Source organism: Bacillus cereus group sp. MYBK227-1 (genome assembly GCF_051916325.1).
GTDB classification, from domain to species: domain Bacteria; phylum Bacillota; class Bacilli; order Bacillales; family Bacillaceae_G; genus Bacillus_A; species Bacillus_A cereus.
Genome location: NZ_JBQAGK010000003.1, coordinates 255,695 through 276,413, shown reverse-complemented (window position 1 = coordinate 276,413; position 20,719 = coordinate 255,695). Strand labels below are relative to the sequence as shown.

Genomic DNA, 20,719 nt, shown 5'->3' with positions numbered 1-20,719 from the left:
CTTCCTTATTTTGCGTCGTACCAAGTTGGACCGTAAGAATAATCAACTTTCAGCGGAACTGCAAGTTCAATCGCATGTTCCATTACTTCAGGTACAAGCTGCTCTAATTTTTCGATTTCTTCTTTTGGTGCTTCAAATATTAATTCATCGTGTACTTGCAGAAGAAGACGCGCTTGTAATCCTTCTTCTTCTAAACGATCTGCCATAATAATCATCGCTTTTTTAATAATATCTGCTGCAGTACCTTGAATTGGTGTATTCATCGCTGTACGCTCAGCGAAGCTACGCAAGTTAAAATTACGACTCGTAATTTCTGGAATATAACGGCGACGATTTAATAATGTAGCTACATATCCTTTTTGTTTCGCATCTTTTACGATGTCCTCCATGTATTCTTGTACACCAGGGAAACTTTCTAAATACTTTTCAATAAATTCCGCTGCTGCTTTTCTTGTAATTCCTAAGTTTTGTGAAAGACCATAATCACTAATACCATACACAATTCCGAAGTTAACAGCTTTCGCTTGTCGTCTCATATTTGAAGTTACTTCATCTTTTTCAACGCCAAATACATCCATAGCTGTTTTCGTATGAATATCCATGTCATGTTGGAACGCTTCAACTAGCCCTTTATCATTTGCAATATGAGCTAATACACGCAGTTCGATTTGTGAATAATCAGCCGCATACATAATCCATCCTTCTTCTGATGGAACAAATGCCTGACGAATCTTTCTTCCTTCTTCTAATCGAATCGGGATATTTTGCAAGTTCGGATCCGTTGAACTTAATCGACCTGTTTGCGTTAACACTTGATTAAAGCGAGTATGAATTTTAGATGAATCTTCATGTACAACTTTCAGTAAACCTTCAATGTAAGTTGAATTTAGTTTCCCTAATTGACGATAATGTAAAATATTTGGAATAATTTCATGGTGATTCATAAGCTTATCTAGTACATCAGCTGACGTAGAATAACCTGTTTTCGTCTTTTTAATAACCGGTAAGTTTAAGTTCTCAAACAGAATAACACCAAGCTGCTTCGGTGAATTAATATTAAACTCTGTTCCCGCAAGCTTATAGATTTCCTGTTCCATTTCCTTTAATCTACCCGCAAGTTCTTCTCCCATATTACGAAGACGCTCTGTATCAACTTTTACACCCTTTACTTCCATATCAGCTAATACACGTGCAAGCGGCAATTCTAACTCTGTAAACAGTTCATATTGCTCATTCTTCTTTAACTCTTCAACGAATGTTTGCTTTACATCATATAATACATGCACTTTACGAGCCACATGCTCCGCGACTACCTTTAACTCTGGAACAGCACGTTTCGCACCTTTTCCGTAAACTTCTTCATCTGATTTCACAGCATGCGTTTCTTTCATTTTCGCTACAGTACGGAAATCTTTATCTGTATCAGCCGGGTCAAGTAAATAAGCAGCGATTAATAGATCAAAGTCAATCCCTTGCATATCTATCCCATTCCATTTCAGTGCAACGATTGCACGCTTCGCATCAAATGTATGCTTTCTCATCTCTCCATCTGCAAGCCACTCTTTAAAAGCATCTGACTTAAGAGCAATGTCTGTCTGAATAAAGTAACATCCATTTTCATTTTGAATACCGAAACCTTGAATGTCTGCTTTATGATAGTTATCTTCTTGTACTTCAACGATAAGCGCACTATCTTGCTGAAGCATTTCTTCTGTAACTTCTTCCACAATATCAAATGTAATATCATCTAATTCAGCTGGAGCTGTTTCTTCTGGCGTAACGCCTAATTTATTTAAAAGAGATGTAAATCCTAAACTCTCGAACATTGGAATGACATCACTTGCTTCATATCCTTTATACGACATATCATCCACATGAACTGTAATCGGCGCATCTGTAATAATAGTTGCAAGATCCTTACTCATAAGAGCTTGTTCTTTATTTTCTTCCAGTTTTTCTTTTAATTTCTTCCCACTTACTTGATCTAGATTTTCATACACTTCTTCAACCGTTCCAAACTGTGTTAACAATTTAATCGCCGTTTTTTCACCAACTCCTGGTACACCCGGAATATTATCTGATTGGTCTCCCATTAAACCTTTCATATCGATAATTTGCTTTGGTGATAAGCTGTATTTTTCAAATAAAGCTTCTTTCGTATATTCATCCACTTCTGTAATCCCTTTTCGCGGAATACATACAAGCGTGTTATCAGAAACAAGTTGAAGTAAATCTTTATCTCCTGAAATAACTTTTACACTCGCCCCTTGCTCACTCGCTTCTTTCGCTAACGTTCCCATGATGTCATCCGCTTCATAATTTTCTAATTCATAACGCGGTACATTGAACGCATCCAGCATCTCACGAATAAACGGGAACTGCTCTGATAATTCAGGTGGAGTCTTTTGACGTCCTCCTTTATACTCACTATACGTTTTATGACGGAACGTTGTTTTGCCTGCATCAAACGCCACTAACATATGAGTTGGCTTTTCTTCCTCTAATATTCTCATTAACATCATTGTAAAACCGTAAATTGCGTTCGTATGTATACCTTTGTCGTTATTTAAAAGCGGTAGTGCAAAGAAAGCACGATACGCGATATTATTACCATCTACTAATACGACCTTTTTTTCCAAAATTGAAACCTCCCCATACAAATTTGAAATGATTTTTTTCACAGAAAAAAACCGTTCCTTTCCTCTCTCTATATTAACATGACTAATAGAGAGAAGAAAAATAACGGCTATTTTCTTTCATATATAAAACAGACTTATATTGGCATAAAGGGAAGTGACGAGAACAGCTTAACTATTCTCGTCCAAAATTACTCCTTGGATGAAGGGGTTTTCATGTATTATATTAACAGAGCTTTATTAATATTTAATTAAGCCATTGTTAATATATTGTAAACATCCTTCATCCTATTTTTCAGTTGCTGATTTCGGTAAAACAACTGTAAACGTTGTCCCTTCTCCAACTTCACTATCTACTGTAATCGTACCTTGATGCGCCTCAACTAAATGCTTTACGATCGACAATCCAAGGCCGGTACCACCAGTATTTCTACTTCTTGCTTTATCCACCCGGTAGAAACGTTCAAAAATACGCGGAATTTCCTCTTTACTAATACCAATTCCAGTATCCGATACTTTTATATAAGCATTATATTTATCTTCCGCTAACTCTACTGAAACAACGCCTCCAGCCGGTGTATATACGATTGCGTTATTAATTAAATTAATAAAGATTTGTTTCAAACGACTTGGATCTCCAATAACAGAGGCACGTTTTAACACATTAACTTGTAAAGAGATTTCTTTTTCTCCTGCTTTATTATCAAGTACCATATGAATATCTTCAAGCAGCCCCTTCATATCAACGGTTCCCATATTTAATTTAAATCCTTGTTGTTCGATCTTCGACAAATCTAATAAATCTTCAATTAATCCTTGCATGCGCTCACTTTCTTTTAAAATAATGTGCAAGAAATGTTCGCAGAATTTTTTATTATCCATCGCTCCGTCTAAGAGTGTTTCTGAAAAACCTTTAATAGAAGTAATCGGTGTCTTTAATTCATGAGAAACATTCGCTAAAAAGTCTTTTCTCATTTGTTCTAATTTCTTTAACTCTGTTATGTCATGGAATACGAGAACAATCCCTTTCCATTCATGGTTTGTCCCGATAATCGGCGCTCCATATACTTCGAAATGCTTCCGTTCAATTCCAAGTGGCAATAACATTTGTTTACGCACTTTCACTTCTGTCATAAAGATTTCTTCTACAAGCTCAATAATTTCTGTATGATGAAACGATTCATAATATAAGCGATCTAAATATTCTTCATCTGTTACGTGGAAAGTTTCCTTATAAGAGCGGTTTACAAGGTTTATATATCCTCGGCTATCAATTAAAATCATTCCGCTTCCCATATTTTCAATTAACGTATGCAGACGATCTTGCTGCATTTCTTGTTCAAGTGTCATCTCTTGTAAATTTCGAGCTAAAATATTAATCGCTTTACTCAGCATTCCAGTTTCATCCGAATGACTTTCGTATGCACGTGCTTTATAATTGCCCTTTGCCAATTCAATTGCAACTTTCGTAACCGATTCAATTGGCCTAATATATTGCCCTGTAATTTTCATACCTAAAAATACAACTACGAGACAAGCAATGACAAATCCGATAATTAATAATCCCCACGTTTTTTGATGTACGTCTCTTAAAGGATCAATTATACTTTTCACCAAAATGTATCCTTGTTTTCCTTCTACATCTTGAACGAACACCGCATGATAAAATTCATTCTTTCGATCCGTTTCTTTCGTAATCACTTTACTTCGTTGTTTTGCCACTTCCGAAGAAAGTTCTTTAATCGTCTCTGGACTAAATGCCAATTCTTGTCCTTTTCTATATTGAACTTTCTTTTTTTCATCCAAAAATACGATAGAAGCTGGTATTTTTTCTTCTAACTTTTCAAATATGTATGGGTTTTTTAAGACATTATCAAAACCTTGCTCTTCTGCTAACGTCGCAACATACTCTGTCTCTTTTACCATTCTCTCTTTAGCATGATCTATATAGTAGTTTTCAAACACAGTTTCTAGTAATAAACCTAGTCCAACTAAAATAAATACAATAAGAGAAACAAATGTAAAAAGAAGCCTGGAACGAAATTTATTCATTCCCTTTTGGCTCCTCTAATTTATATCCTAAACCACGTATCGTTTTAATGTACGTCGGTTTTTTCGTATTTTGTTCAATTTTATCGCGCAAATGGCTAATATGAACATCAACAATTCGTGTATCACCAGCAAAATCGTAATTCCATACAGCACTTAGTAATTGATCACGTGTCAACACGCGACTTTTATTTTTCGCAAGATACACAAGTAGTTCAAATTCTTTTGGTGTTAATTCAAGCTTTCTTCCTTGGAAATAAGCCTCATAAAATTCCGGTAAAATTTTAAGTTCTGCAATTGTGATGCTATCTTCATCTGGCGCTTCTGCAACTTGTTCTTCTTGTTGTAATTTCGTACGACGCAAAATCGCCTTCACACGAGCAACAACTTCTCTTGGACTAAATGGCTTTGTCATATAATCATCCGCCCCAAGTTCAAGGCCTAGCACCTTATCAAACTCATCATCTTTTGCCGTTAACATTAAAATCGGCGTCATAACGCGCTGCAATCGTAATTCTTTACACACTTCCATACCATCCATTTTCGGAAGCATTAAATCTAATATAATTAAATCTGGGCGTTCTGTTGTCGCTTTTTGAAGCGCCATTTCTCCATCCATCGCTGTTATAACTTCAAACCCAGCTTGTTGTAAATTAAATTCGATTAAAGTTAAGATAAATTCCTCATCATCAACTACTAAAATACGATTGTTCATTCTTTTCCTCCAAGTTATAGACTTGAAACCTTCTTCATCCTAGTATTTTCCCCGTTATTCTCATCATACTAGAAAACAAGGTCCCTCTCAATATAATTGTCTATTCATGGAGAGCGTTTGTGTAGAATTGAGAAAATAGAAGTAATTACAATTCACCTGCAACTACACAGGATTTTGCCAAACTTTATAGATTGCTCTCTCTTCTTTAAAGCTCACTTCCGTATGAACTATAAAATCTTAATTTTGTGCTAGGAAAAACGAAAGAGCATACGCTATTTTATAATCTGGTGTTTCATATCCATCAAATACTCTTCCATACATTTCATTTGCTACCCCATCTGGCCCACACTTCAGCTTCTCTTACCGTTTCAAAGATCACGTCTTCTCTTTTCCACCTTACCTAAAAAACCACTCCTTTAATTGACTTCAATTACCGATAATAATATCATTAATCTTAATATATAAATTAATAATATACGGAGGTCTATTATGCGACTAATACTATCCATTCTATCTTTAGCAGTCACATGTATCCTTGCTTTTAACGCTCCGAGCTGGGATACGATTAAAACGGGGTGCTCAGAATTTGCTGAAGGGTTCTTCAACTAAAAATAGCGCTAGCATCCTTATTAAAGGTATGCTAGCGCTATTCATATTTTCATCTTTTTAAAAATTATCTAATGCTTTTTCCATAATAGAAACTGATTTAAAAGGTGGCGTTACTGTTAATGAACCTTTCACAACAGTTTCTCCTTTTTCATCATGAGCAGATACAAGCATATCAATTGTATGTTCCTCCTCAGAAACAGCCACAACTTCAAAGTGGATTTGTAACGTTTCATAATGGTGAACATGTTTCACGAATGTAAGGTCCTTTCTCGTAATATGACTTCCTGGACCCGGTAAATATTTCGTAACCGCCGTTGTAATCATTCCCGTTAGCATAATGCTTGGTACAATCGGCTTTTCATACGGAGTTTGGGATGCGTAATCATGCTGAATATATAATGGATTGGCATCATTCGTTAACCCTAAGTACAATAACAAATCTTTATCCTCAATTTTTTCAGTGATAGATAATTTCTCTCCTACTGTAATTTCATCCATTTTACGACCAATTTGAACTTTTTTCTTTAACATGTTACAACCCCCTCCGATTTTTTCACCTTATTATCCTACTAAAAGCGATACCTTATCCGAAATTTACTATGATGAGGGCAATGTATAGTATAAATCTACAGTTTCATTATAGGATATTACAAATGATAGCGTTTTCATATTATTTCAAAAAAACAATTCGGTAAATAGTAGAAAAAGATTCGGAATCCCGAATCTTTTTCACTACTATTCAATTATTAAACAAGAACTTTCATTACATTACGTACAGATTCTACAGAGCGATCTAACGCTTCTTTTTCATCTGCAAGAAGTTCTAATTCAATAATTTTTTCAATTCCGTTACCACCTAGAATTACTGGTACCCCTAAGTAAAGGTCACTATAACCATACTCACCTTCAAGGTACGCAATAGCTGGTAATATACGGCGTTGATCTTTTAAGATTGCTTCTGTCATTTCAACTAAAGAAGCTGCTGGTGCGTAATATGCACTACCGTTTCCTAATAAGCCTACAATCTCACCGCCACCTTTACGTGTACGTTCTACGATTGCTTCTAAACGCTCTTTCGGAATTAACGTTTCTAACGGAATACCGCCTGCATAAGAATAACGCACAAGAGGTACCATGTCGTCACCGTGTCCGCCAAGAACAAATCCTGTAATGTCTTTTACAGAAAGATTTAATTCTTGTGCGATGAATGTACGGAAACGAGCTGTATCTAATACACCCGATTGGCCGATTACACGCTCTTTCGGGAATCCTGCTTCTTTAAATACAGAATATGTCATTGCATCAACTGGATTTGTTAACACAACAATAATTGCATTTGGTGAATGTTTTGCAATGTCGCGCGTAATACTTTTCATAATTTTAGAGTTTGTTGCTACTAAGTCATCACGGCTCATACCAGGCTTACGTGCAATACCTGCTGTAATAACGACAACGTCAGAATCAGCAGTATCTGCGTAATCAGATGTTCCAATAATGTTAGCATCAAAACCTTGTACTGGGCTCGCTTCTAACATATCTAACGCTTTCCCTTTTGTTGGATTTTCCAGTTGTGGAATGTCCACTAATACAACATCTGCAAGTTCTTTTTGTGCTAATAAGAATGCCGTTGTTGCTCCTGTAAATCCTGCACCGATGACTGAAACCTTCTTGCGTTTGATTGTCATAATTTACCCCCCGCTTTAATTATGCGTTTTTGATTATCGCTACATCCATGTTTTTAATAAGTTCATTAGCGAACTCAGAACATTTCACTTCTGTTGCACCTTCCATTAAGCGTGCGAAATCATAAGTTACTACTTTTGAAGCAATTGTTTTCTCAACAGAAGCAGTTACTAATTTCGCAGCTTCGTTCCATCCTAAGTGTTCTAATAATAATACACCTGAAAGCAGAACAGAAGATGGATTTACTTTATCTAAACCTGCATATTTTGGAGCTGTACCGTGTGTAGCTTCAAAGATAGCATGTCCAGTCACATAGTTAATGTTTGCACCAGGTGCAATACCAATTCCACCTACTTGCGCAGCAAGTGCATCAGAGATATAGTCACCATTTAAGTTCATTGTTGCAACAACATCGAACTCACGTGGACGAGTTAAAATTTGTTGTAAGAAGATGTCTGCAATAGAATCTTTTACGATGATTTTTCCAGCCACTTCAGCGTCTGCCATCGCTTTATTCGCTGCATCTTTACCATCTTTTTCAACGATACGATCGTATTCAGCCCAAGTAAATACTTTGTCGCCGAATTCTTGTTCCGCTACTTCGTAACCCCAGTTTTTGAAAGCACCTTCTGTAAATTTCATAATGTTTCCTTTATGAACTAATGTAACAGAAGAGCGTTTTTCGTTAATTGCATATTGAATTGCAGCACGAACAAGACGCTTTGTCCCTTCTTCTGAAATTGGCTTAATACCAATACCAGATGTTTCTGGGAAGCGGATTTTATTAACACCCATTGCTTCTTTTAAGAAAGCAAGAACTTTTTCTGCTTCTGGAGATCCTTGCGCATATTCAATTCCAGCATAAATGTCTTCTGTATTTTCACGGAAAATAACCATATCAGTATCTTCCGGACGTTTTACAGGTGAAGGAACACCTTCAAAATAACGAACTGGACGTAGACATACATATAAATCTAATTCTTGACGAAGTGCTACGTTTAGAGAACGAATACCACCGCCAACTGGAGTTGTAAGTGGACCTTTAATCGCGATTAAATATTCACGAATTAAGTTTAAAGTTTCTTCTGGTAACCACTCGCCTGTTTGGTTGAATGCTTTTTCCCCTGCAAGCACTTCTTTCCAAACGATTTTCTTCTCACCATCATAAGCTTTTTCAACTGCTGCTTCTAGTACGCGAGATGCAGCTGCCCAAATATCAGGACCAATTCCATCTCCCTCGATAAATGGAATAATCGGATTGTTTGGTACATTCATAACACCATTAGTTACAGTAATTTTTTCACCTGTCGTCAATGTGATAACCCCCATGTTTGAAATTTCATATGTATGAAACTGAGGGAATAACCCCTCAGTTCAAACCGTTAGTCAAATTAAAATATTCTAATCATTACATCTTTCCGAAAAAATCAGACTTTTGAAAGCGTATTTTCACTATCAAAATAGTGTTATTCGCTTATCGTTGTGCAATTGGAACATACACTTGATGCGTTGGTCCATTATAATCAGCACGCGGACGAATTAAACGGTTATTTTCATATTGTTCTAGAATATGAGCTAACCAGCCTGACATACGGCTAATTGCAAAAATAGGTGTAAATAAGTCATGGTCAATTCCTAAACAATGGTATACAGAAGCTGAATAGAAATCAACATTTGGTGGAAGACCTTTTTCTTTTGTTACAATGTCTTCAATTTTGATAGACATATTATACCATTTCTCTTCTCCTAAAAGCACGCATAATCTCTTAGACATTTCACGTAAGTGTTTTGCACGTGGATCACCCTGCTCATACACACGGTGGCCAAAGCCCATGATTTTCACTTTATTTTGAAGAGCATTATGAATATATGACTCTACATTTTCTTCTTCACCAATCTCAGTTAACATCTTCATTACATTTTCATTTGCCCCACCGTGAAGAGGACCTTTTAATGCACCGATTGCTGCTGTAATACCAGAATATACATCTGAAAGTGTAGCTACGCAAACACGTGCAGTAAATGTAGAAGCGTTTAACTCATGATCTGCATGAAGTACAAGCGCCTTATCAAAAGCTTCAATTTCAACTTCATTTGGCTCGCGATCATTTAACATGTACAAGAAGTTTGCAGCTAATGATAAATCCTTTCTTGGCTCAACAATATCTAAACCTTTACGGATTCTCGCGTAAGCAGCAACTAAAGTTCCCACTTGCGCCTGTAATTTAACCGCTTTCAAATAATTGGACTTTTCGTCCATAATTTCAGCGCTCTCATCGTATAATGATAGCATGGAAATTGCAGTTCGTAAAACCGACATCGGATGTGCAATTTTTAAATCTACTTGTTTCAAATATGTTAAAATCTCACCTGGAACTTTATAGTATTCTGATACAATTTCATTAAATTCCGCTAGTTCTTTTTCATTAGGAAGCTTGCGGTGCCATAATAAGTACACTACTTCTTCAAACGTAGCATTCTCAGCTAAATCATCAATATTATACCCAACATAAGTTAATGTATCATCAATAATAGAGCTCACAGATGATGTTGTTGCTACTACCCCTTCTAAACCTCGAATAACAGTCATGACATTCTCTCCTTTTCCTGAAAATTCTCCCAACCTTGCTCCTTATATCTATTTGCTCCCCTTATGAATTATGAACGCCCGTTCACTCTTTAGGCAAGCAAAATGCACGATCATGCAAATTTGTTGCGATGTTCCCCTCTTATTGTCCATTGTTTACATGGAAAGCATGAGCGTGAATGTCTCCCCGAATCCTCACGCTCAAAACAACAAGTTAGTGAGGAAAATACATTCCGAAGAGTTTTATGATAAAAACAACATAAAACAATATCATTATAAAATTGTTTTATGTTGTTTTTATTTTATCTGGTGTAAAGTCTCTGCTGTTATGTAACTTTTCAAAGTTTCTAATCCTATTATAAACAATTATCTGACTTTTGTGAACAGAAAGAATTCAAAAATTTTATATTACTATAAAATTCCTTATTTAAACATTTGTATAATACTCATAACCGCATAGGCAATTCCAGCCCCAATTAACGGACCAACAGCAACCCCATTAAATAGCGCAACCGCTATAATTGTCCCAAAAACAAGCGCAGTTGTAATGTGGGGATCCGTTGTCAACAATTGTACGCCGCCTTTCGCTAACAAAGCGACCGCTACACCTGAAGCTAAAGCAATCCACGCATAATAAGATTTTGCCGCTTCTCCAAGTTGTTTAAAACCTATTTCCCCCGTCGCAATCGGTACGAGCACCGCTATTGTAATGACCGTTACACCTAGGTTAATTCCTTTCGTTTGTAAATAAGGAAAGACCTTATCTCCTAAAAACGTAAACTTCAATAAAAATAACACACCAATAGCCACAGTAAGCGATTGGTTTTTCGCAATAAGTCCTATAATAAGTAGTATGAATAAAAATAACGTTGACTGACTAATCATGTTTGCACTTCCTTTCTGAAAATAATGAACTCATTTCCAAACAAAAATACCTTTAAACCTATCGTTATACATGATATATCGATGCCTATTCAACATGAATCACTTCATTTTTTATGTATTTTAAAATGATAAATTGAGACTTTCACCATAAAAATTTAAGCGTGTATACATTTTAAAAAACAGGCGTCTCTTCTTTCTTTTCTAATTAGAAACAGGTAAAATAAAAAGAAGAGAAAATGAAGTTTTTACCATATAGTAGAAGCATCAACACCAAGCTTTCACAGTCACTCACATACTGAAAAAGCAGGAAAAATCCATCATTCCACTATAACATAAAGTGAAACTTTAATCAGTGGGGCACACTCGTTATAAGTTGAACGAATTAGGATAATCCAAATTGGAATGGGAGGTATACATCTTTGAACCGAAACTTACTATATATGATATTGCGACTCATATTTGTCATTGTAGCAACGGTAGCTGGGTTCTATGTATTACTATACATGTCAGGGCTTATCTATCCTTTTATTATCGCTTTTGCATTTGCTTATTTGATTAATCCTGTCGTCAATTTCCTTAATCAAAAACTACAATTTCCTCGCGCACTAGCAGTACTCGTTAGCTTAATTCTCGTATTTGGAGCTATCGTTGGACTTGTTACATATCTTGTGACTGAAGCAATATCTGCCACAACATACTTACTACAACTTGTTACAGTAAAGTTTCCAGATATCGTTACATTCGCTCAGCAATTTGCACTTAATCATATTATGCCTCTCTACGATGATTTAATCTCTAAATTTAATCATCTTGGAGAACCACAGCGCTATACAATTACACAAAACATTCAAAACTTAGGAACAGAAGCGACAACACAAATGAAAGAACTTTTAACCGCCATTATAAGCGGGTTAACGAATTTCATTAGTGCACTGCCAACAACTTTAACTGTCCTTGTATTCATTTTATTAGCCACTTTCTTCATTAGTTACGATTGGCACCGTCTTGCTCAGAAAGCAAGAAAATTGCTACCGAATCGTGTACATGGCTATGGAAAAACTATTTTTGTCGACTTAAGAAAAGCTTTGTTTGGTTTTGTGAAAGCACAACTTACACTCGTATCTATGACAACTGTCATTGTACTAATCGGGCTTTTAATATTACGCGTACCATACGCCATTACTATCGCGATTATTACAGGGGTTGTAGATTTACTACCATATTTAGGAACAGGCGCAGTCTTTGTTCCATGGGTTATATACGTATTTTTCACTGGCGATACCGCATTCGCCATTGGTCTTCTCATTTTATACATCGTCGTGATTGTCCAAAGACAAATTATGGAGCCGAAAGTACTTTCATCTAACATCGGTCTCGATCCATTAGCAACACTCGTCGCTCTATTTGTCGGCTTTAAACTTTTTGGCTTTTTAGGATTAATCATCGGCCCAGTCACCTTAGTACTACTTAATACATTACACAAAGCTAATGTCTTCCATGACTTGTGGAAATATATTAAAGGTTCACCTTCAAAATAATAGTTTCTAATTCATACACAACAAAAAACTTACCTGTAATCAGTGGGAAATTCCCACTGATTATTCCTTGTACTTATTTTTCATACTTATTACATAAAACAAGAGAATTGCACTCAAAAAAGATAATTCTCTTGTTTTTTTGCATGAAAAACGCATATTCCGTGGTGTTTTTACATATTTATTCTATTTATTTTATAATTATCATTTACATTTATTACTTTTTATGTAAATGAATAAATATACAAAATAGCATAAAATACGACTTCAACTAACAATCTCCGCCTTTTTATATGAATTTTTTACACCAATCGTTCCTCTATATAAGAAAGCAAAACTTTAATTTAGCAGTGTTTCCCTCCATCTTATTCATCTAAATTAATAGCACTAAAAAATCACAAGTTTAATCGAAGTACACACAAGAGTTCAAACGAAAATTATATAGCAAATATAATAAGCGAACGTTTTGTTCATCCCCACTCATCATTCGCCCCACATCAGACACTTACGAGCAGCCCAGCTTTGAGATAGAAATCCCCCCCACAAATAGCGCGGTAAAACAAAGCTTCAATCAGCAAGTTCCTCTCCTTTTACAAGACAAAAAAATAGCACTTAGATTTCTACAATCTAAGTGCTATTTCTGAATAATAATAGTAGAATTCTTTCTAAATTTCCATTCCATCCACTTCATAACAAGCGGCTTCAATAAAGCTCTCGTAATAGGGATCACGCAGATAAACCCTAGCATATCTGTCACATACCCAGGAAGCACTAAGAGAATACCTCCTACAAATACAAAAATACCATCTAGTACCGCCTCACCTGGCATTTCCCCTCTATTCAACTTAGATTGAATCTCTCCAAGCACTTTAAACCCTTGTCTTTTCGCCAAATACACACCTACAACACCTGTAAATACAATCATAGCGAACGTAGACCATAAACCTATTACATGACTTGATCCAATTAAGACCGTAATCTCAATCGCCGGTATTAAAATAAACAAGAATAGTAACCACTTCATAGTTCTACACCTCTCTCACATCTCACTTTTAACGCCCTCACAATGCCTATATACATCATATGAAATATAGATACCCTTTCATATTAAAACCCATAACAAACAGCTTTTAAAAGCAATTCTAGGCGCTTCAAGCTAATTTTATCTCGTTTTTGTGTAAAAAAAAGAGAAGGACTCCGATCCTTCTCTCCGTATTACTTATAGCACTTCCGCATGTCCATTATAAACAATTCCGCGTGCTGCATCAACTGTTACTTCTTGGCCATTTTTTAAAGTTGCTGTTACGCCGTTTACACCAACGATAACAGGAATACCGATTGATACACCTACAACAGCTGCATGGCTTGTTAAGCCACCTTCTTCTACAACTAAAGCTGCAGCTTTTTCGATTGCAGGAATCATATCTTTATCAGTGCTTGTTGTAACAAGGATATCACCTTCGTTTACGTTCGCTACAGCTTCAGCAGCTGTTTTTGCTACAACTACTTTACCTTTTGCAGCTTTACGACCGATTCCTTGTCCTTTAGCAATTTCTTCACCAACAACGTGGATTTTCATTAAGTTTGTTGTACCAGTTTCAGCAACTGGAACACCAGCAGTAATCACTACAGTATCTCCAAGTCCGATTAGACCTGCATCCATACCTGTTTGAATTGCTGTATCTAACATTTCGTCAGTTGAAGCTGCGCGCTTCTCAGCCATAAATGCTTGTACACCCCAAACAAGTGCAAGACGACGTCCTACTTGCTCGTCAGATGTTACAGCTACGATTGGAGATTTTGGACGGTATTTAGAGATCATTTTCGCAGTATATCCACTTTCTGTTGGAGCTACGATTGCAGCTACATCAAGAGCAAGTGCTGTATGTGCAACAGATTGGCTAATTGCATCTGTAATTGTTGGAGTGAACTCTTTAATACGTTTTTTGAACATATCTTCATATTGTAATGATTTTTCAACACGTACCGCAATGTTAGCCATCATTGTTACTGCTTCTACTGGGTATTGTCCAGCAGCTGTTTCACCTGAAAGCATGATTGCATCTGTACCATCGAAGATTGCGTTAGCTACGTCACTTGCTTCCGCACGAGTTGGACGTGGGTTACGTTGCATAGAATCTAACATTTGTGTTGCAGTAATAACTGGTTTACCTAACACGTTACATTTTTTAATTAGACGTTTTTGTACTAACGGTACTTCTTCTGGTGGAATTTCTACACCCATGTCACCACGAGCTACCATTAAACCGTCAGAAACTTCTAAGATTGAATCGATGTTGTCGATACCTTCTTGGTTTTCGATTTTTGGTACGATTTGGATGTATTGAGCGTTATGCTCTTCTAATAATTCACGGATTTCTAATACGTCAGACGCTTTACGTACGAATGAAGCTGCAATGAAATCAACTTTTTGCTCGATACCGAAGATGATATCTTTTACGTCTTTTTCAGTGATACCAGGAAGCTTAATGCTTACGTTTGGTACGTTAACACCTTTTTTATTTTTTACAGTTCCGCTGTTAAGAACTTTTGTACGGATGTTTCCATCAGCTTTTTCGATTACTTCTAGTTCGATAAGACCGTCATCGATTAGAATACGAGAACCTGGGTCTACATCGTCATAAAGACCAGCATAAGATACAGAGAACTTCTCTGCAGTACCTAATACTTGCTCAGTAGAAAGAACTACTTCTGCACCTGTTACAAGCTCAGCTTGTCCGTCTACGAAGTCGTGAGTACGGATTTCTGGACCTTTTGTATCAAGTAAGATACCAACTGTTTTACCAGTTTTCTTTGAAGCTTCACGAATGTTTTTAATACGAGCTCCGTGCTCTTCATGGCTACCATGAGAGAAGTTTAAACGAGCAACGTTCATACCTGCTTCGATTAATTGCTCTAATTTTTCAATACTTTCACTAGCAGGACCTATAGTACATACAATTTTAGTTTTACGCATATTGCACCTCCGAAAATTATGAAACCGTTCCCAAATATCTGACATTACGCCGATTAGATGGATAATTCTTTAGATAATTGATACATGTCTTTATCGATTGTATGCTTTTGAGCTAACGCTTCGATAATGTCATGATCAACAAGTTTGTTATCTTGAATACCTACACAACGTCCGCCTTTACCAGCAATTAATAATTCAACTGCTCTTGCGCCAAGACGACTTGCTAATACACGGTCTTGTGCACTTGGTGATCCACCACGTTGTACGTGACCTAATACAGTTACACGAGTATCAAAGTTTGTTGCTTCTTCAATGTGCTTACCGATGTCAATTGCACTTCCAACACCTTCAGCTACAACGATAATACTGTGTTTTTTACCACGTTCACTACCACGCTTCAGACGAGCGATAACATCATCCATGTCATACTCTTCTTCTGGAATTAAGATCGTTTCCGCACCATCAGCTAAACCAGCCCATAATGCGATATCACCAGCGTGACGTCCCATTACTTCGATAACATATGTACGTTCATGAGATGTAGCTGTGTCACGAATTTTATCAATTGCATCAATAACAGTGTTTAAAGCTGTATCGAAACCAATTGTGAAGTCTGTTCCAGGGATATCATTGTCGATTGTACCTGGTACACCAACACATGGGAATCCTTGTTCAGTTAATTTTTTAGCGCCTTGGTAAGAACCATCTCCACCAATAACAACAAGTCCTTCGATACCGTGTTTCTTTAATTGCTCGATACCTTTTAGTCGTACTTCTGGATCTTTAAACTCAGGACATCTTGCTGTATATAATTTTGTACCACCGCGGTGGATAATATCGCCAACAGAACCAAGTTCTAATTTTTCAATGTGACCAGAAATTAATCCAGCGTATCCATGGTAAATACCATATACTTCAATATCATGGAAAATCGCTTTACGAACAACTGCACGAATGGCAGCATTCATACCAGGTGAATCTCCACCACTTGTTAATACACCAATACGTTTCATTTGTACTCACCTCATAAAGATTATTTGCCTTATAATAAAATAACACGAAAAAATATAAAAATACAATGGAGAAGATGTGTCTTTTCATAATAAAAACGTGCATTCGCGAAGTGGAACGCACGCTTTTCTTATTTTATCCAAATGGAAGCGTTTGAAAACGAAACTTGCCCAATTTTCATATATTTTTCATAACGTTTTTCGATTAATTCATCTTTCGAAATTCCGTTTAATTGTTCAAAAGTTTTTCGAATCATTAAGTCTATATTTTCTGACTGTTTCAAAATATTACGGTGAGCTCCGCCTCTTGCTTCTGGAATAATTTCGTCAATTACACCTAATTCTTTCAAATCTGCTGCTGTAATTTTCATTGCCTCTGCAGCTTCCTTTGCTTTTCCTGCATCTTTCCAAAGAATTGCCGCTGCACCCTCTGGTGTAATAACAGAATAAGTGGAATTTTCTAGCATATGAATGTAATCTCCAACTCCAAGGCCTAGCGCACCACCACTACCACCTTCGCCGATAACGATACAAATAACAGGTACCGTTAAACCTGCCATTTCAAATAAATTGCGGGCGATAGCTTCACTTTGACCACGTTCTTCAGCAGCTTTACCAGGATAAGCTCCTTTCGTATCAATAAAACAAATAATAGGACGATTAAACTTTTCCGCCTGCTTCATTAAACGTAATGCTTTTCGATATCCTTCTGGATGAGGCATTCCAAAGTTACGGCGAATATTTTCTTTCGTATCTTTTCCGCGCTGATGCCCAATTACAGTTACAGGCATCCCTTTATATTTCGCAATGCCGCCGACAATCGCTGCATCATCGCCAAATAGACGATCTCCATGACATTCGAAAAAATCAGTAAATAAGTGCTCAATATAATCGAGCGTTGTCGGTCGTTCTGCATGACGAGCAATTTGAACACGGTCCCATACTTTCAGATTGCCGTATATATCTTCCTCTAAATTTTCTAGCTTTTCTTCCAAAATACGAATCTCCTCGCTGAAGTCCATCTGGCTGTTTTTCGTATAGTCTTTCAGTTCACGAATCTTATTTCTTAGCTCAACAACTGGTTTTTCAAATTCTAGCTCTGCCATACAGCCATTTCCCCTCCTTGATGAACTTCTAAAATCTTGCGAAGTGATTCTCTCATATCATCACGATGCACCACCGCATCTAATTGACCATGATCTAGTAAGAATTCTGCCGTTTGGAAATCTTCTGGTAGTTTCTCACGCACCGTTTGTTCAATTACACGTCTACCAGCAAATCCGATAAGTGCACCTGGTTCTGCAAGATTATAATCACCAAGTGAAGCGAAACTCGCTGAAACCCCGCCCGTCGTTGGGTGAGTCATAACAGAAATAAATAATCCTCCTGCATTACTATGCTTTTTCAAAGCTACGCTTGTTTTTGCCATTTGCATTAAACTTAATATACCTTCTTGCATACGGGCACCACCCGAAGCAGTAAAGATAATAAATGGAACTTGTAAGTCGTACGCCTTTTCAACCGCACGGGCGATTTTTTCTCCTACTACAGAGCCCATGCTCCCCATTCGAAAACGAGAATCCATTACTGCAACAACAACAAGCATGTCATCAATTGTTCCTTCACCAGTTACAACCGCTTCGTTCAATTCAGTCTTCTTACGATCGCTCTCTAGTTTCTCTTCATAACCTGGAAACTCGAGTGGATTTAATGAAACCATTTCTTTGTCATACTCACGGAATGACCCTTCGTCCAATATACTATCAAGACGTTCCCATGCATTCATAGGATGATGATATCCACAATTCACACATACTTTTAAATTTTTTAGAAGTTCTTTCGTATACATGATTTTTTTACATTCCGGACATTTTGTCATAACGCCATCTGGTACATCTTTTCGTACTTGTTCTGAAGGTATTGCAGCGTACTTTTTCTTTTTCACGAATAAATCTCTTAGCACAATTTGACCCCCTTCGTTGAGAGCTAAGGTTAGCGTAAGAAGAAAATGGGGCTAACACCAAAGTTTGATGTTAGCCTTATCTTCTCAATCTGTCTAATAACCTCACTCTTTACGTTTAACTTTAACCGCTAAGCGGTAGAATGTTTGTCATAACGTGTCATGGTCATTTCGACAAATTTTATACATTACGAGTGAAACTGTATATTCTCTACTAATTCATCGTAAATTTTTAGTGCATCATTTTCTTGTTTTTCTTCCAAAGTAGCATAAAGCTTTCTATACATATCGATAGAATCTCTTGAAACTTTACAAGAAAGAGTTGCTACGTAATCATTTACGATCATCCAAATGCGATATAGTAAATAATTATCGACTTGTTCAATAAGTGTTTTAAAGAACGTTTGATGAAGCGTTGGGACTGAGCTTTCATTTCCTTCAAGTACTTGGTGTAATCTACTTAGTACTTTAGAAAACGTTTCTTTCGGTAAATTACATACAATTCGAATCATATCTTTCTCAAGTAATCGTTTCGTTTGTAATAAATCACGAATTGTTTTCTCATCTTGCAATAAGAACGGGGCAATTAATTGTACAAGACCGTTATCATAAAAGTTTCGAATAAACGTCCCTTCACCACGTCTCGTTTCAATCAATCCTACCAGTTCTAAAGCACGCAATGCTTCTCTTACAGAGGAACGTCCTACGTTTAAGCGTGAACTTAACTCACGCTCAGACGGCAAACGATCCCCCGCCACCAAACCATCCTCTTCCATAATGGAACGGATTTTTTTTACAATTTCGAGATATACTTTTGTATTTGATGATGTCAATGGAAATTCCTCGCTTATTCTTTACCAATCAGCGCTAATTGTTTTGTTTTTTCAGCGATCTCATTTGGATCTACTTGACGGCGAGCTACTCCTGTCTCCATTGCTGCTTTTGCAACGTAAGCCGCTACTTGAGGCGCTACACGCGCGTCAAATGGTGCCGGAATGATATAGTCTGCATTTAACTCATCTTCTGCTACAAGCTCAGCAATAGCCTGTACAGCTGCCATCTTCATTTCTTCGTTAATTTGTGTCGCATGTACGTCAAGTGCACCGCGGAAAATACCAGGGAACGCCAGTACATTATTTACTTGGTTCGGGAAGTCAGAACGACCTGTTCCAACAACAGCTGCGCCCGCTGCTTTTGCCAATTCTGGCATAATTTCTGGAACTGGATTCGCCATTGCAAAAATAATCGCATCGTCATTCATTGTACGAACCATCTCTTCTGTTAATGCACCTTCTGCAGATACACCAATGAATACGTCCGCACCTTGTACAACATCAGCTAAAGAACCTTCTATACGATTCTTATTTGTATATTTTGCAACTTCATCCTTCACCGGATTCATACCTGTAGGACGACCATCATAGATTGCGCCTTTACGGTCACACATAATAATGTCGCGTACACCATAGCGATATAAAAGTTTAATAATTGCAATACCTGCTGCACCTGCGCCATTTGCGACAACTTTAATGTCAGACATTTTCTTTCCAACTAATTTCAGTGCATTTACAAGACCTGCTACTGTTACAATAGCTGTTCCGTGTTGATCATCATGGAAGATAGGAATATTTGTTTCTTTTTTCAAACGCTCTTCAATAATGAAGCAGTTTGGTGCTGCGATATCTTCTAAGTTAACGCCGCCAAAAGTTGGCTCCATTAATTTTACAGTTTCAACAATTTTATCTACATCGTTTGTATTTAAGGCAATTGGGAATGCATCTACACCAGCAAAGCTCTTGAATAATACAGCTTTACCTTCCATTACTGGAAGAGATGCTTCAGGTCCAATGTTACCAAGACCAAGTACAGCTGTTCCATCTGTCACAACTGCTACCATATTTCCCTTCATCGTATATTCATATACCTTACTTTTATCGTCATAAATTTCTTTACAAGGTTCTGCAACCCCTGGAGAATATGCAAGACTTAAATCTTTTGCATTTTCTACTTTTACTTTTGATACAGTTTCTAATTTTCCTTGATGCACTTTATGCATGTGAAGTGCTTCTTCAC

16 protein-coding genes and 1 pseudogene are annotated in these 20,719 nt (G+C 36.9%); 1 reads left to right on the top strand and 16 read right to left on the bottom strand.

Going from position 1 to position 20,719, the window contains the following annotated elements; all coding sequences use genetic code 11:
• Nucleotides 1–5 precede the first annotated feature (5 nt).
• The 9 genes and pseudogenes from polA to ACTFRM_RS14655 all read right to left on the bottom strand — a co-directional run bounded on the left by polA (nt 6) and on the right by ACTFRM_RS14655 (nt 11,164).
• On the bottom strand, nt 6–2,639 hold the full coding sequence (gene polA, locus ACTFRM_RS14695; protein ID WP_025690731.1) for a DNA polymerase I: 2,634 nt from the start codon (nt 2,637–2,639) through the stop codon (nt 6–8).
• A gap of 285 nt (nt 2,640–2,924) precedes the next feature.
• Nucleotides 2,925–4,688, bottom strand: coding sequence for a sensory box histidine kinase PhoR (phoR, locus tag ACTFRM_RS14690; protein WP_001032102.1), 1,764 nt, complete (start codon nt 4,686–4,688; stop codon nt 2,925–2,927).
• A complete protein-coding gene (phoP, locus tag ACTFRM_RS14685; RefSeq protein ID WP_001065220.1) occupies nt 4,681–5,400 on the bottom strand; it encodes a two-component system response regulator PhoP in 720 nt (239 codons plus the stop codon). The genes phoR and phoP overlap by 8 nt, the downstream gene beginning before the upstream one ends.
• 162 nt (nt 5,401–5,562) lie before the next feature.
• Nucleotides 5,563–5,779, bottom strand: a pseudogene (locus tag ACTFRM_RS14680) (hypothetical protein).
• A 287-nt stretch (nt 5,780–6,066) separates the two neighbouring features.
• Complete coding sequence (locus ACTFRM_RS14675; RefSeq protein WP_000914180.1) at nt 6,067–6,540, bottom strand: MaoC family dehydratase; 474 nt, start codon at nt 6,538–6,540, stop codon at nt 6,067–6,069.
• A 215-nt stretch (nt 6,541–6,755) separates the two neighbouring features.
• Nucleotides 6,756–7,694 (bottom strand): malate dehydrogenase, encoded by a 939-nt coding sequence (mdh, locus tag ACTFRM_RS14670; RefSeq protein ID WP_000153230.1) that lies wholly within the window; start codon nt 7,692–7,694, stop codon nt 6,756–6,758.
• Between the two features lie 19 nt (nt 7,695–7,713).
• Complete coding sequence (gene icd / locus ACTFRM_RS14665; RefSeq protein ID WP_000206898.1) at nt 7,714–9,006, bottom strand: NADP-dependent isocitrate dehydrogenase; 1,293 nt, start codon at nt 9,004–9,006, stop codon at nt 7,714–7,716.
• Nucleotides 9,007–9,166: 160 nt separating this feature from the next.
• Complete coding sequence (gene citZ / locus ACTFRM_RS14660; protein ID WP_000503652.1) at nt 9,167–10,315, bottom strand: citrate synthase; 1,149 nt, start codon at nt 10,313–10,315, stop codon at nt 9,167–9,169.
• A gap of 387 nt (nt 10,316–10,702) precedes the next feature.
• Nucleotides 10,703–11,164 carry a DUF441 domain-containing protein gene (locus tag ACTFRM_RS14655; RefSeq protein WP_000625507.1) on the bottom strand — a complete coding sequence of 154 codons (462 nt, stop codon included), beginning with the start codon at nt 11,162–11,164 and terminating at the stop codon, nt 10,703–10,705.
• A 419-nt stretch (nt 11,165–11,583) separates the two neighbouring features.
• Here ACTFRM_RS14655 and ytvI point away from each other — a divergent pair, with 419 nt between their 5' ends.
• Nucleotides 11,584–12,702 carry a sporulation integral membrane protein YtvI gene (gene ytvI, locus ACTFRM_RS14650; protein WP_001081388.1) on the top strand — a complete coding sequence of 373 codons (1,119 nt, stop codon included), beginning with the start codon at nt 11,584–11,586 and terminating at the stop codon, nt 12,700–12,702.
• 631 nt (nt 12,703–13,333) lie between these two features.
• On the opposite strand, the gene ACTFRM_RS14645 is transcribed toward ytvI, so the two are convergent.
• From ACTFRM_RS14645 to ACTFRM_RS14615, 7 genes are all read right to left on the bottom strand, one after another.
• Entirely contained in the window at nt 13,334–13,723 is a 390-nt protein-coding gene (locus ACTFRM_RS14645; RefSeq protein WP_000871628.1) for an FxsA family protein, read from the bottom strand.
• Nucleotides 13,724–13,918: 195 nt separating this feature from the next.
• Nucleotides 13,919–15,676: a pyruvate kinase gene (pyk, locus tag ACTFRM_RS14640; protein WP_001232673.1), complete on the bottom strand. Its 1,758-nt coding sequence runs from the start codon at nt 15,674–15,676 to the stop codon at nt 13,919–13,921.
• 53 nt (nt 15,677–15,729) lie between these two features.
• Nucleotides 15,730–16,689: a 6-phosphofructokinase gene (gene pfkA, locus ACTFRM_RS14635; protein ID WP_000821157.1), complete on the bottom strand. Its 960-nt coding sequence runs from the start codon at nt 16,687–16,689 to the stop codon at nt 15,730–15,732.
• 128 nt (nt 16,690–16,817) lie between these two features.
• Entirely contained in the window at nt 16,818–17,792 is a 975-nt protein-coding gene (gene accA / locus ACTFRM_RS14630; RefSeq protein WP_000818804.1) for an acetyl-CoA carboxylase carboxyl transferase subunit alpha, read from the bottom strand.
• Nucleotides 17,780–18,649, bottom strand: a complete 870-nt coding sequence (gene accD, locus ACTFRM_RS14625) for an acetyl-CoA carboxylase, carboxyltransferase subunit beta (protein ID WP_000942856.1) — start codon at nt 18,647–18,649, stop codon at nt 17,780–17,782. Before accD ends, accA begins: the two co-directional genes overlap by 13 nt.
• A 185-nt stretch (nt 18,650–18,834) precedes the next feature.
• Nucleotides 18,835–19,479 (bottom strand): FadR/GntR family transcriptional regulator, encoded by a 645-nt coding sequence (locus tag ACTFRM_RS14620; protein ID WP_000204448.1) that lies wholly within the window; start codon nt 19,477–19,479, stop codon nt 18,835–18,837.
• A 14-nt stretch (nt 19,480–19,493) separates the two neighbouring features.
• Nucleotides 19,494–20,702: an NAD(P)-dependent malic enzyme gene (locus ACTFRM_RS14615; RefSeq protein ID WP_161508111.1), complete on the bottom strand. Its 1,209-nt coding sequence runs from the start codon at nt 20,700–20,702 to the stop codon at nt 19,494–19,496.
• Nucleotides 20,703–20,719 lie beyond the last annotated feature (17 nt).

Coding starts and splice junctions, on each gene's coding strand:
- pfkA (WP_000821157.1), bottom strand. CDS start 16,689: ATGAAACGTATTGGTGTATTAACAAGTGGTGGAGATTCACCTGGTATG.
- pyk (WP_001232673.1), bottom strand. CDS start 15,676: ATGCGTAAAACTAAAATTGTATGTACTATAGGTCCTGCTAGTGAAAGT.
- phoP (WP_001065220.1), bottom strand. CDS start 5,400: ATGAACAATCGTATTTTAGTAGTTGATGATGAGGAATTTATCTTAACT.
- phoR (WP_001032102.1), bottom strand. CDS start 4,688: ATGAATAAATTTCGTTCCAGGCTTCTTTTTACATTTGTTTCTCTTATT.
- ACTFRM_RS14615 (WP_161508111.1), bottom strand. CDS start 20,702: ATGCATAAAGTGCATCAAGGAAAATTAGAAACTGTATCAAAAGTAAAA.
- ACTFRM_RS14675 (WP_000914180.1), bottom strand. CDS start 6,540: ATGTTAAAGAAAAAAGTTCAAATTGGTCGTAAAATGGATGAAATTACA.
- accA (WP_000818804.1), bottom strand. CDS start 17,792: ATGGCAGAGCTAGAATTTGAAAAACCAGTTGTTGAGCTAAGAAATAAG.
- mdh (WP_000153230.1), bottom strand. CDS start 7,694: ATGACAATCAAACGCAAGAAGGTTTCAGTCATCGGTGCAGGATTTACA.
- ACTFRM_RS14645 (WP_000871628.1), bottom strand. CDS start 13,723: ATGAAGTGGTTACTATTCTTGTTTATTTTAATACCGGCGATTGAGATT.
- ACTFRM_RS14655 (WP_000625507.1), bottom strand. CDS start 11,164: ATGATTAGTCAGTCAACGTTATTTTTATTCATACTACTTATTATAGGA.